The following is a 12,438-nucleotide window of genomic DNA, read 5'->3' on the forward strand; positions in this document are numbered from 1 at the left end:
GGCCGATCGCTGCGAGGCCGCGGCTGCGCTGCGCGCCGCGACCTGCGCGGCCTGCAGTGCCTGGATGGCCTGGGTCGCTCGGGTCAGCGCGCTCTGGCTTTGCCTGGCGACCTCCGTCGCTTGCTGAGCCGCAGCGGTGGCCGCGTCGCTGGCGATCGTCGGCGCCGAATTTGTCGTCCCGAAGTTGCCGAACGGCCGCGCGGAAGCGTCCTCAACTCCCGTCAGCAGCAGCGCCAGCGTGCTTGTTCCAGCGAGCAGCACGGAGCGGGATACCAATCCGATCCGCTGCCGCGGAGAAAGCGGCGCGACCCGACGCAGATCGAAGCGATAACGGCGGGCGGCTTTCCGGCGAGACGGCATACGATGTCCTCTGGAAACAGAATGAGCGGAAAGGAGCGGATCAGAGGCGTACAGGGCGAAGCGTCGGTGCTTCGACCTGGTCGATGCGCGGCCGGTGTGTTTGCTCGTCAGCTATTGCGAGACTCACTCCTCCGCTCATCCGACTGCCCTGCAACGAGCGAAGCCACGAGGCGTTGCGCAGGGCGCGCGATGCGCTGGAGATCACACGGTCGACGAACATTCGGTATCCTGACTAAGCCAACTTGCGATCAATGTGATGACCGCCGGCTCACTGTCGTGACACCTCCTGACGTCGGAACCCTCAAGGGAATTTTATGAATGTTTTGTGTCACCGCTTTAGAGCGGAGCAAGCACTGGAGTCTCGAGCAGGGAAGGGCTAGGAGAGCAGGACGAGCCCGCCGGGCAAGGTGCGGGCATGAATGCCGAACGCACGCTCAATCTGCACCAAGGCCTCGTCGGGACGATCAATCCTGAAACGACCATTGACGGGGTTGCGCCCGAACTCCCCGTTCAGCAAAACGATGCGGCCGAACCGGTACCGGTTCAGTTCCTGAATCAGGTCCGCCAAAGGCATCATGTTGCAGATGATCAGACCCTGCTGCCAGGCGGCGGCGACCGACGGGTCGATTGCGACGACCTCGCCGAATCCGCTATCGTCGTAGGTCACGCGCTGCCTCGACTTGAGAACAACCTGTTGCGTCCGATGCTCCACATGCGCCTCGTTCGCGAGGCAGGTGACACAGGCGCTCGATCCGTCAACGCGCACATCGAACTGTGCGCCGGTCGACGTGGTGGTTCCGCCCGCCGCAGTCACGCTGAATGTTTCTGCTCGCCGATCGGCGACCTTGAAGGAGGCTTCGCCGGCAATCAGCTCAACCGCGCCGGACGCACCTCCCGATCCCAGCGAGATGCTGGTACGCGTGTTCATCTGGACCGCGACGCCATCGACCACGGCCAGCTCACGCTGCTCACCGACGCCAGTGCGGTAGTCAGCCCGCAGTTCGAGCAACGACGGCCACAGATCGAGCGGCGGGTGCACCACCATGATCCCGGCTGTGGCGGCCGCGAGCGCTCCTCCCACGACCGCGCGGCGAGTCATGATCGGGGTCCTGCCACCGGCGCGCGAACGGCGGCTCGTCTTCCTCTCGTCATCGAGCAGGTTCTGACCGGCAGGGCCGAATGCCTTCCAGAATCGGCTGGCTTCCGAGAAAGCGGCCGCATGCGCCGGGCTCTGGCTGCACCACCGCTGCAAGGCAGCCGCGTCAGCCGCCCTCGCCTCTCCGGACGTCAGGCGCCGAATCCAGGCATGGGCTTCGCGCTCCAGCCCGGAAAGCTCGTCGTGATGTTGGTCGCTATCAATCATCAACGTTGCATGTGCCGGTCATGATGGGGACTGCGAGCGCGATCCTCTGCGTGCGAACCAGCGGACCTCCCGCAACATAGACACTCCCTGGCGAAGCGAACCGCACAATTTTCTACTCCGGACGCCGGATTTTCTTGAAACGGGCGACACAATGTTCCTGCGCCCTCCGCAAATCCTTTTCCACCAGGCTCACGGAGATGCCAAAGCGCTGGGCAATCTCCTGCCGGGACAACCCTTCCAGCCTGGCGGCCAACAGGATGGCGCGCGGACGCGGCGGCAGCTCGGCCATCACCTGCTTGAGCCTTTCGAGATCAGAACGGCCTGAAATCACGCGCACGGCATCAGGCGCATCATCCGCGAGATCGAGCAGCGCCTCGACCTCTTCCGCATTGAGGCGCCGATTATCGGCGCGCCGCTGATTCAGCGCGACATGGAAGGCAGACCGAAGCAGGTAGGCGGCCGGATTGCGGACATCGCCAACGATCTCCCGTCCGTTCAGGCGCAGATAGGTATCCTGCAGAGCGTCTTCTGCCCACTCCAGGGAGCCCAGCCGACGTGCAAGGCGCGACTTCAGGTCCTGGTACCGCTCGATGAACAGGGCCCGCAGCGTTCGCGAGCTCTCGCTCTCCCGGTCCGGGTCATGACTCGCCGAGCTGGTGGACCTCTTGTCCTCACTCATCTCGTCGGTCGCCTTCACCCGGCGGACAGTCGACCGTGCCGCCGGACGCTCGCGGCAGGATCACCATGGTAAAGGGTTGCGTCATCTGCGCGGGGGGAGCCTCACCCGCGGATACGCGACGTGCCGCTTCCGCAATCGCTGCATCCCGTTGCGGATCGCCGGTCGTCCCCAAAAGCTTCACCCTCGTCACGCTGCCAGAAGACCCGATCCAAAAGCTGATGGCGGCCCGGTATGTACCGGGCCTTGTCGCTCGCTGGGCGCACAAGGCATTGGTCAGCCGCTCCTGTAGCAGCGCCGAATATCGCCGTTCAATAGCGCTCTGTTGTGACAAGGCCGCCAACGCGATGGCCGACGGCGATCGCGTCACAAAAGTTTCATTCGGTGCTGGAATGACGACGATGGCATCGGATGCCGTGTAGTCCGCGACCAGTCCGCTGCCTTTCAGAAGAATAAGGATAGCTTGCTGCGGATTGAACTGCCCCTGCACTGCATTCGAAACCCGCCCAACCGCGAGGTTGCCGTTATAGGCGATGACGACGCCGGTCGCCTTGCTATAGGCGTCGAGCGCGGAAGCGAGCGGCTGCGAGGGAATGTCGAACCAGGCCCGACCGACCGGTTGAGTGGTTTGCGCCGATACCGCACAGGCCCAGAGCATGCCCAGGGAGAAAAAGCCGCCGAACCATGAGCGCCACCGAAACGGCATGAACTGCAGACGTCACTATCCTGAATGGACAACGACTATCCCATAACGTCTGCAGGGGACATGAGCCACTCCCCTTCGCGCAGGTCTTGCGTCGTCGTGGAACCGGCAAGCGTTGAAGCGCGCGTGTCGGACCGCGATCGACCGCCTGCTCGGCGAAGGGACCCGTCCCAACCGGATAAGGCAGTGTGAGAATATGGTAGCGGGAGACCGCTACATCGCGAAACCCACTATTTCGGAGGCGACCTTTTCCTATCGACGCCCAGTGAAGCTGGCTTAGTAGCGTTCGATCTCAATGGCGAGGTAACCGCCGGCCATCCCGTCTGGTCATCCAGCCAAAACGGCGACCATGATCGACCCCCAGGTCGTCAGCAGAATGTTCGAGACCGGATAGGCGGGCGTATAGCCGAGCACCACCACGGAACTCCCCGAACGCTCCTGGATGGCGGCCATCGCGGCCGTCACCGTCTGCGCTCCCGTCAATGCGCCCAGCAAGAGGATCGGGTTCATGCGCAGCACGAAATGCCCGAAGCAGAAGCCGACGATCTGCGGCAACAGGGTGACGATCATGCCGCCCAGCAGCAGGCCGATGCCCGACTCGCGTATCGCGGAAAGGAAGATCGGCCCGGCGTGAATGCCGGTCAGGCCGACGAAGGCAGCGAGCCCGAGCGCCGTCATCAGGCTGATGGCGCCGTCTGGGATCCGGCCGAAATACGGCAGTCGGGTGCGGAGGTAGCCGACCAGCAGTCCGGCGAGCAGCGTGCCGACGCTGGTGCTCAGAGAGATCGTGACACCGCCAACCGAAAAGCTCACGAGCACGCCAACGAGGCCGCCGAGGAAAATCGCGAGCCCAAGCACCACGAAATCGATGCTGGTGCTCGGCGCGACAATGACGCCGATGCTCTTGGCGGCGGTCTGCACCACAGTTTCAGGGCCCACGATGCGAAGCATATCGCCGCGCTCCAGGACGGTGCCGGCCGCGATGGGAAGCGCCTCGCCGCCCCGGCTTAGCGAGCGCAGATAGAGGCCGCGTGTCCAGCTCTGTTCCGACGCCTGCTGGAGACTGCTGCCCGCGAGCTCCGGGTTGATCAGGAACAGGTCGGCCGAGATCAGGGGAATGTCGAGCAGCTCCCGGTCCTCGACCTCTTCACCGCGCGGTCCGATCAGCTCGACGATGGTCTGGCGCGGCGCGGATAGCGCGATCACGTCGCCGGCCGCGAGCGTCATCCCTGGCTCCGCCTCGAGGATGCGCTCGCCGCGGCGAATGCGGTGGATGAACACGCGCTGCTCGGGCACGCGAGCTTCGGCGGCGGCAACCGTCAGTCCGGCGATCGCCGCGTCGGCATCCAGCCGGTACGCGCGCAGCTCGAATTTGCGCCAGGCCGACGCCAGGCCGGGCTTGGCGCGCGTGATGCCCAAGGCTTGTTCCAGCTTGAGCGCTTCGGTCTTCAGATCGATCTTCAGCAGCGCCGGAACGACGATCGTGCAGAATGTGATCACGCCGGCATAACCGAAGATGTAGCAGACCGCATCGGCCACCGCGACGTGCGAGACAAACAGCGCGCGCTGTGCTTCGGATACCGGCAGTCCGTTGATTGCGTCGGTCGCCGTACCCATCGCAGCGCTCTGGCTGAGCGCGCCCGACATCAATCCGGCGGCAAAGCCGGGATCAAGCCGCAGCACGCGTGCCACCACGATCGCCGCCGCAAGGCCGGTGAGGCTTACGACAATGGCCATCAGCACCGGCTTCAGCCCGTCGCGCTTCATTGCCAGAACGAATTGCGGACCGACCGAATAGCCCACCCCGAACAGGAACAACAGGAACAGGAAGGATTTGGTCATGCTGGAGACCGGCACATGCGCGAAATCGCCGACCGCAAGGCCGGCAAAGAGCGCACCCGTCACCGGACCGAGGCTGAAAGCCCCGATCCTGAAGCTTCCGATCCAGTAGCCCGCCGCGATCACCAGGAACAGCGCGAGCTCCGGATAACGGACGAGAAACTGCTGCAGCCAGATCACCATCGTCGCCGGCCGCGGCTATGCCATCATCATGACCAGCACCATGCCCCAAATCGTCAACAGCGTGTTTCCGACCGCGTAGGTGACGGTATAGCCAAGGCCGGGAATCTGGCTCTTCGCACGGTCGTTGATCATGCCGAGCGACGCGGTCGTCGTGCGCGCGCCGGAGCAGCAGCCGAGCAGGATCGCGTCGTGGAAACGGAACACATATTTGCCGACAAACATCGCCAGGATCAACGGCACGGTGGTCACGACGACGCCCCACAGGAACAGGCTGAAGCCGAGCTTCTGCAGGCCCGCGACAAATCCCGGGCCCGAGGAGATGCCGACTACGGCAATGAAGACGTTCAGGCCGACCGAGTTCATGAACCACACGGTGGGTGACGGGATGCGGCCGAAGGTCGGATGCACGGATCGAAGCCAACCGAAAAACAGACCGGAGATCAGCGCGCCACCGGAGGTGGACAATGTGAGCGGCACGCTTCCGATCTTGTAGACGAAAGCGCCGACAAGGGCGCCGATCGCGATGGCCGCCCCGATGAAGGCGACGTCGGCTACGTCAGTCGCACGATCCGGCCGGCCGAGCATCTTTGTGGTGGCAGCGACATCGGAGGTGCGGCCCACCAGGGTGAGGATGTCGCCCCGGTTGATCTTGGTGTTCGGCAGGATCGGAATTTCGACCGCGATCGCGCCCCGGGCGATCTTGCGCAGGAAGACGCCGCGAGCACCCGGTGCCTTGGCCAGCTCCTCCAGCGTCTTGCCATCGACGTCCTTGCTGGTCACGTAAACATCGATGCCCTCGATCGGCACCGCCAGCAGCTCGCGATCGTCGACTTCCTCCGCCTGCTCGCCGATCAACCGTACCAGCACATCGCGGCGGCCTGCCACGGCAACGACATCGCCGGCATGAATCACGGTGTCGGAGGTTGCTTCCTCGATATTCCCGGCCTGCCGGAGCCGGAGGACGAAGATGCGATGATCGGGAAGCAGCGCCTCGGCCTGCCCGACCGTCTTGCCGGCGACGGGCCCGCGCTCATGAACGCGATAGGCGCGCACGTCGAACTGGTGCCAGGCCGTCCCCGGGCCGCCCAGCTGCTTCTTGCCGCCGTGCTCTTCTTCATATTTCTTGCACGCGGCCTCGAGATCGATCCCGAGCAACGCCGGCCCGAGCAGGGCCAGGACAATCGCCGAGCCGACCGTGCCGAAAATATAGGTCACGGCATAGGCAACCGGCATGGCGTCGAGCAGCTTCTTGGCTTCGTCCGCAGGCAGGCCAAGACGATTGATGGCGTCGGTCGCGAGCCCCATCGATGCGGAGATCGTCTGCGAGCCGGCATAGAGCCCGATCGCCGATCCGACGTCGTAGCCGGCGATCTTGGCGCCGAAATAGGCGGACAGCAGGCAGAAGACGCAGACTACGGCCGCGAAAATTGCCTGCGGGACGCCGTCCTGCGCGATGCCGCGCACGAATTGCGGTCCGACGCCGTAACCGATGGCGAACAGGAACATCAGAAAGAAGAACGGCTTCAGCGGACCTGAAATGGTGATTCCGATCTGGCCGATAATGACAGCGGCGATCAGCGTCGCGGTGACCGCGCCGAGACCGAGCCCCTTATAGGTGAAGGAGCCGAAATAGTAGCCCAAGGCCAGCGAGAGAAAGATCGCGATCTCGGGATAGGTGCGGAGCGTCTGGAAGAGCCAATCGATCATGATGTCACCCGTTCATGCTGTCCCGAGGCTTCGGCTCGCGTCCACTTCGATCTCACGCAGGGTGGACCAAGCAGGGCCAAGCAATTGCGTCGATGGACATCAGGCGGCGGTTGCCGAGACGGATGTTGATCTATGTCAATTGCGACAGCGATTGCCTTGCCGCTTCATCGTCTTGCCGACAACGCACGCGGGTCCGCATGCTGCATCGTGACGCGGCGCTCCGTCAGCGCGGCAAACGTCGCCCGCACCAGAGCGTTGACATAGATCAAGGGCCGTCACCGGCTGCCGATCATGCTGCGCGCGATTGCGCGGGCAAGAGCGCCTGTCGCTTCCGTTCCAACAGCTTGCATCGTCCCGGGAGTGTCAAAATGGCCGATCTTCTGACCTTAAAGAAATTCGAGGCGCTGAGCCCCTTCGAGATCAAGGACGAACTGATCAACCTCGCCAAGAGCAATTCGAAGCGCAGTCAGATGCCCTTCCTGAACGCCGGGCGAGGCAATCCGAACTGGGTGGCGACGACGCCGCGCGAAGGCTTCTTCCTGCTCGGACAGTTCGCCATCACCGAGAGCAAGCGGGTGATGGAGCACCCGGCGGGCATCGGCGGCATGCCACAGACAAACGGCATTGCCGGCCGGTTCGAGGCCTGGCTCAAACAGCACAAGGACATGCCCGGCGCGAGTTTCCTGACCGAGATGCTGCCCTTTGCAGTGAAGAAATTCGGTTTCAATCCCGACGCCTTCGTCCACGAACTGGTCGATTCCATCATCGGCGACAATTACCCGGTGCCGGACCGCATGCTGGTGCACAACGAGAAGATCGTGCACGAATACCTGATGTGGGCCGTCTGCGGCGAGCCCCGGCCGGCCGGGAAGTTCGACATCTATGCGGTCGAAGGCGGCACGGCGGCGATGTGTTACCTGTTCAAGTCGCTGAAGGCCAATCGGCTGCTGGTGCCGGGCGATACAATCGCGCTGGCGACGCCGATCTTCACGCCCTACATCGAGATGACGCACCTTGAAGACTACGACCTGAGGGTCGTTCAGATCAGGGCTCCGCAGGAGAACAAATTCCAGTTCACCGACGAGGAAATCAAGAAGCTGGAAGACCCGAAGATCAAGGCGTTCTTCGTCGTCAATCCTTCCAATCCTCCAGGAATGGCGTTGAGCAAGGAGACGGTTGCCAAGCTGGCCAATCTGGTCAAGACCAAGCGCCCCGACCTGATGATCCTCACCGACGACGTCTACGGAACCTTCGTGCACGATTTCCGTTCGCTGCTCGGCGAACTGCCGCACAACACCATCGGCGTCTACTCCTATTCGAAATATTTCGGCTGCACGGGATGGCGGCTCGGCGCGATTGCGATCCATGAAGACAACATCTTCGACAGGAAGATCGCCGATCTTCCGGACGAGGCCGTGAAGGCGCTCGACAAGCGCTACGGGCCGCTCACGCTCGAACCGCGCAAGCTCAAGCTGATCGACCGTATCGTCGCCGACAGCCGCGACGTCGCGCTCAATCACACCGCCGGATTGTCGTTGCCGCAGCAGGTGATGATGAGCCTGTTCTCGCTCGCCGAGATGATGGACGTGAAGAAGGCCTATCAGGCCGCCTGCATGGAAATCGTCAACAAGCGGCTGTGGTCGCTGCTCGACGGGCTCGGGCTGGCCGACAAGCTGACCCCGAATCCGAGCTACGATGCCTACTACGCTCTCATCGATTTCGAGTTCTGGGCCCGAAAGAACATCGGCGACGAGGCCGTCGAATACCTGAAGAAGAATGTCCACCCGCTGGACCTCGCGTTCAGGCTGGCCGAAGCCCACGGGATCGTGCTGTTGAACGGAGGCGGCTTCGACGCACCCGAATGGTCGCTTCGGGTGTCGCTCGCGAACCTGCCCGATGATGTCTACGACGACATCGGACGCGGCGTTCGGACAATCGCGAGAGGCTATCGCGACGCCTACGAGGCAGCGAAGGGCGCGGCCGCGAAACGCTGACGCTACGCGCCGGGAGGCGATCCGGTAGCGCTGAAGCCAAAGAGAAGCCCCGGCGAGCGTGCCGGGGCTTTTGCATAAGCTCCTTTTGCATAAGCTCTGGGAAATCAGCACCTCGCGACGACCGGCCCGCCGAACCGATAGTAGCGAGGATGGTCAGCGCCAGTTCTTCTGCATCGCATTCATCACGGTGTCCGACTTGTGCGACTTGCAATAATTGCCGATGACCTTGCCGTTTCGTTCGACGTAACGAAAATCGACAACACTCAAATTCTTCGATGCACTGAAATATCCCGACATCCAGGAGCTGATCAGCATTTGTCTGTCGTTGTCCGACTCCAGCAGTTGCTTGCAGGTGATGAGGGACAGATCGACGACGACTTGAGCTTTGGCCACAACGGTCGTGGCGAGGAGTACAACGGTCGCAACGGCAAAGATTGATGGCTTCATGGTTGTCTTCCAATCCTGTTTGATCACTGGCCGGTGGTGGAGCGCTCAAGGCCCGCCATCACGGTCTGAGTGGGATTGGTCGAACACCATGCCTTTACGCTTGCGACATTTCGCGCGTACGCGTTGAGATCGACAAAGACATATCCCTTCTTTTGATTGAACCACCCGCTCATCCAGGCAGAAAATACGGAAGAATCGCTCGGGGACATGGCCAGGTATTGCGCGCAAGTTATGCGCGCCATGTCGACGCTTGTCTGCGCTTGCAAGGGACCCGACAGAGTCGCGCCCGCGAGGGCCAGGCACACGGCAATTTTCTTCATAAACTGCTCCCAAATTTCATACACCGTGGCGAGGCTCTGCGTGAGCGTATTTGCCATCGAGCGGTCTACACATTCACTGACAGACAAGAACCGGAGTTTTTGCCTGAGTCAGCACCTTGTTTGTCACGCTGCCGACGAGAAGCATGGAGAGCCCACTGCGTCCGTGCGACGACATGGCAATGAGATCGCAGCCTTTATCCGCGGCCGCTGCGATGATGGCCTGATGGGGCTGCCCGCTTTCCACCTGGGTTGCCTCGCAGGAAACACCGGCCTCTTTGGCCGCCTGAGCGGCGCGATCCAGTGCGCTCGTGGCTTCTTCCTTGCGTATCTCCGCAAATTTTGTGAGCAGCTCACGGTACCTCCCGCCGATTTCCGAGAAGGGCTCAATGACGAAGATGACTGACACCTTCGCTCCGAGGGATTTCGCCAGCGCCAACCCCTGCCTCACGCCATGCTCCGCCAGCTCCGACCCATCTGTCGGAATGAGAATGTGCCGGTACATGCCTCTACCTCCCGATTATCCGGATGATCGTTATCCGCCGATGCAAGCTGAGCCTTCGCCGCGCATCTGGCCTTGAGATAGATCAATCTATCGCTCGGTGTTTCGCGCCTGGATGTCTACACTTGCCAGAAAGCAAGGGACCATTCGGTCGCGATACCCTGCAGGTTCGCCTGCTCACTTGATCTAGATCATGGTCGATGCGGGCCTTCGGCACGAGACCATGATGGCCACAGCTCGACCGCCGCGCCTTTCGACGATGACGGGAAGGAGCGACCACCTCGCATCACGACGGGAGCATGCAGATGTGGGTGCTGATGTATGTATTCTCCTATTCGGTCAACCCGGCTGCCACGAGCGACAAAGCTGAATGGAGGCTTCTGCCAACCGTGGTCTTTCAGGAGTTCACTAGTGAGGAGCGATGCCGTACCGCCAAATCCACGCTCGAGGGCAGCCTGAAAGACGCAGGAGCCAGGCTGAAGAGCGGCCTCGAAGACCTGAAAAGCATCGGCAAGGCCGACCCGGCGCAGATTATCATTGCCTACAATGTGGAGTGTCTTCCGAAGTAGATTCTGGATTGAGGCAAGCGGAGCCTGGATTCACCTCAGCGTGATCGTGAGCCCACCCAGATTGGCCGCGAATTCCAATCCCGCTTTCGGCCCTTTGAGCATCAGCACCACGCCGTGTTCATTTCGCAGGGTTACCCCGCCGACGCCAGCGGCCCACGCACCGCCTGCTCCGAGCAGCGCGTAGCTGCCGGCGAAATCGTTGACCTCCCGGATACCCGAGGCAGTTCCTTCGAGCCAGCTCACGGACGTGCCGGCAGTTACGCCGAGACTGAAGCCGGATGCGATGAACGGATAGTGCCGGCCGCGGTAGATGAGCGTGCCGGTTCCGCCGCCGCCCCCCACGATGAGAGCCGCCTTCACGAACTTGACCTGGACGTGGCCGGTGGCCTGCGCGAAGCATGGCGCGACCAGCAGAACCAGAGCGACAAGCGCCAGTATGACGGGACGGATCATGCCTCGCATCGCTGCAGTCCCTCTTCGCTCAAGGATTTGTAGGGTCCACTTTCTTCCAGGTGTGATCCGGATCGAAAACGATCATGCGCTTGGCGAGGAAATCGGTGCGTGGACCGAGATCCTTTTGATAGACGGTGCCGGCGTGGTTGACGAGGAAGGTCATGACGCCGGAATTCGCGTATTCGGCGGGATAGGCGACGAGCGCAAAGCCACCGATCATCTTGCCCTTCACGACATAGTTCAGCGGGCCGCCGGGGGCGTCGGAGCCCTGCGCCTTCAGGATCCGATAGTAGTATCCGTGGTACGGCGCGCTCTGCTCGCCGACCTTGTAACCTTCCGCAGCGGCTTGCGCTGCCAGCTCGCCAAGCGGGCTCGGATCCTTGTCGTCGCGCCAGAACAATCCGTCGGTCTTGCCCGGCTGGCTGACGATGCGCTGGGCGTAGGCGCCCACACCCTCGCCGCGATCCTTCTCGGCGTATTCGTTCTGGGCGTCGACATAAGCCAGACTGGTCTGGATTGCGGCAAGCTCGTTTTGGCCGATCCTGCGGTAGAGGATTTCTCGACGACCCGCATCCGCGTCGAAACTCCAACCGTCGTTGTTGTTGACGAGGGGGATCGGGAACGGGAAGTCATCCTTTCCCAGAATCAGAATGGCTTTCTTGTTGCCGTCAGCCTTGATCGAATGCTTGTCGTCATAGGCCGACAGGAAGCGCTGCCGCGCATTGGCGTCGGCGACATCGTCGCCGGACTCGATGATATCGGCAGCATCGCGACCGAGTACCTTCAGCATGGCCCGGCTCGTGCCGGCCTTGACGGCGGTCGCCAAGGCGGACGCCGCGTCCTCCGGATTGGGGAAGCCCTGCTGGGCGCGAGCGGACGACAGCAGCAGGGCAAGCGCGGCGGCTATAGCCACGCCGATGGAGGCAATACGATTCAGTCGCGAACAGCTTGTCATCGTGATGCCTCCGACGGAGATGGAATCTTGGCGCCGGCGGCAAGCCAGTCGTGATAACTGCGGAACTTCAGTCCGAGCTTGTCGTAATAGACCCGGAGATAGCCGTCGGCGCCGCGGGTCACGGCCGCTGGCATGACTTGCTCGACCTCCTGCGCCATCACGCCGACATAGGCCTTGCTGCTGCCGAGATAGCTGAAGCGGTAGTAGCCGAGACCGTTGGCGAGATGCCCAAGCAGCGCGATATCGTGCTTGAGCGCGATGTCGGAACGCCGTCCACCACCGCCGCCACCACGGAAGCCGCCACCTCCGCCACCGCCGCGGAAGCCACCTCCGCCGCCGCCGAAGCCACCGCCACCACGGCCGGCGAAAC

14 protein-coding genes are annotated in these 12,438 nt (G+C 62.5%); 2 read left to right on the forward strand and 12 right to left on the reverse strand.

All coding sequences use genetic code 11. The annotated features are described in order from the left end of the window. The 6 genes from H8A95_RS37310 to aspT (H8A95_RS37335) all read right to left on the reverse strand — a co-directional run. Positions 1 to 360, reverse strand: a 360-nt coding sequence (locus H8A95_RS37310) for a hypothetical protein (protein WP_229187609.1), incomplete at its 3' end; no start/stop codon positions are given. Positions 361 to 736: 376 nt separating this feature from the next. Beyond that, on the reverse strand, positions 737 to 1,723 hold the full coding sequence (locus H8A95_RS37315; protein WP_229187610.1) for a FecR family protein: 987 nt from the start codon (positions 1,721 to 1,723) through the stop codon (positions 737 to 739). 112 nt (positions 1,724 to 1,835) lie between these two features. Next, the gene (locus tag H8A95_RS37320; protein ID WP_229187611.1) at positions 1,836 to 2,402 is read right to left on the reverse strand and encodes an RNA polymerase sigma factor; all 567 of its coding nucleotides are present in this window, start codon (positions 2,400 to 2,402) and stop codon (positions 1,836 to 1,838) included. Further along, positions 2,395 to 3,105, reverse strand: a complete 711-nt coding sequence (locus tag H8A95_RS37325) for a TonB family protein (RefSeq protein ID WP_229187612.1) — start codon at positions 3,103 to 3,105, stop codon at positions 2,395 to 2,397. The genes H8A95_RS37320 and H8A95_RS37325 overlap by 8 nt, the downstream gene beginning before the upstream one ends. Before the next feature lie 324 nt (positions 3,106 to 3,429). After that, entirely contained in the window at positions 3,430 to 5,124 is a 1,695-nt protein-coding gene (aspT, locus tag H8A95_RS37330) for an aspartate-alanine antiporter (protein WP_229187613.1), read from the reverse strand. 15 nt (positions 5,125 to 5,139) lie between these two features. Then, positions 5,140 to 6,831 carry an aspartate-alanine antiporter gene (gene aspT / locus H8A95_RS37335; protein ID WP_229187614.1) on the reverse strand — a complete coding sequence of 564 codons (1,692 nt, stop codon included), beginning with the start codon at positions 6,829 to 6,831 and terminating at the stop codon, positions 5,140 to 5,142. A gap of 368 nt (positions 6,832 to 7,199) precedes the next feature. On the opposite strand from aspT (H8A95_RS37335), the gene aspD reads away from it, so the two are divergent. Next, entirely contained in the window at positions 7,200 to 8,825 is a 1,626-nt protein-coding gene (gene aspD, locus H8A95_RS37340; RefSeq protein WP_229187615.1) for an aspartate 4-decarboxylase, read from the forward strand. 153 nt (positions 8,826 to 8,978) lie between these two features. Here aspD and H8A95_RS37345 read toward each other — a convergent pair whose 3' ends face one another. The 3 genes from H8A95_RS37345 to H8A95_RS37355 are packed head-to-tail and all read right to left on the reverse strand — an operon-like array spanning position 8,979 to position 10,094. Next, positions 8,979 to 9,272: an HdeA/HdeB family chaperone gene (locus H8A95_RS37345; RefSeq protein ID WP_229187616.1), complete on the reverse strand. Its 294-nt coding sequence runs from the start codon at positions 9,270 to 9,272 to the stop codon at positions 8,979 to 8,981. 23 nt (positions 9,273 to 9,295) lie between these two features. Next, the gene (locus H8A95_RS37350) at positions 9,296 to 9,649 is read right to left on the reverse strand and encodes an HdeA/HdeB family chaperone (RefSeq protein ID WP_229187617.1); all 354 of its coding nucleotides are present in this window, start codon (positions 9,647 to 9,649) and stop codon (positions 9,296 to 9,298) included. A gap of 16 nt (positions 9,650 to 9,665) precedes the next feature. Next, positions 9,666 to 10,094, reverse strand: coding sequence for a universal stress protein (locus H8A95_RS37355; protein WP_229187618.1), 429 nt, complete (start codon positions 10,092 to 10,094; stop codon positions 9,666 to 9,668). Positions 10,095 to 10,396: 302 nt separating this feature from the next. On the opposite strand from H8A95_RS37355, the gene H8A95_RS37360 reads away from it, so the two are divergent. Next, entirely contained in the window at positions 10,397 to 10,660 is a 264-nt protein-coding gene (locus tag H8A95_RS37360; protein ID WP_229187619.1) for a hypothetical protein, read from the forward strand. A gap of 30 nt (positions 10,661 to 10,690) precedes the next feature. Here the strand turns inward: H8A95_RS37360 and H8A95_RS37365 are convergent, their stop codons facing one another. The 3 genes from H8A95_RS37365 to H8A95_RS37375 form a co-directional block, all read right to left on the reverse strand. Next, positions 10,691 to 11,113 (reverse strand): hypothetical protein, encoded by a 423-nt coding sequence (locus tag H8A95_RS37365; protein ID WP_229187620.1) that lies wholly within the window; start codon positions 11,111 to 11,113, stop codon positions 10,691 to 10,693. Between the two features lie 28 nt (positions 11,114 to 11,141). Beyond that, entirely contained in the window at positions 11,142 to 12,068 is a 927-nt protein-coding gene (locus H8A95_RS37370; RefSeq protein ID WP_229187621.1) for a DUF2950 domain-containing protein, read from the reverse strand. Then, a partial coding sequence (locus H8A95_RS37375; RefSeq protein WP_229187622.1) for a tail fiber domain-containing protein occupies positions 12,065 to 12,438 on the reverse strand: 374 nt, incomplete at its 5' end. The genes H8A95_RS37370 and H8A95_RS37375, both read right to left, overlap by 4 nt.

Source organism: Bradyrhizobium oropedii, from assembly GCF_020889685.1.
GTDB classification, from domain to species: Bacteria; Pseudomonadota; Alphaproteobacteria; order Rhizobiales; family Xanthobacteraceae; genus Bradyrhizobium; species Bradyrhizobium oropedii.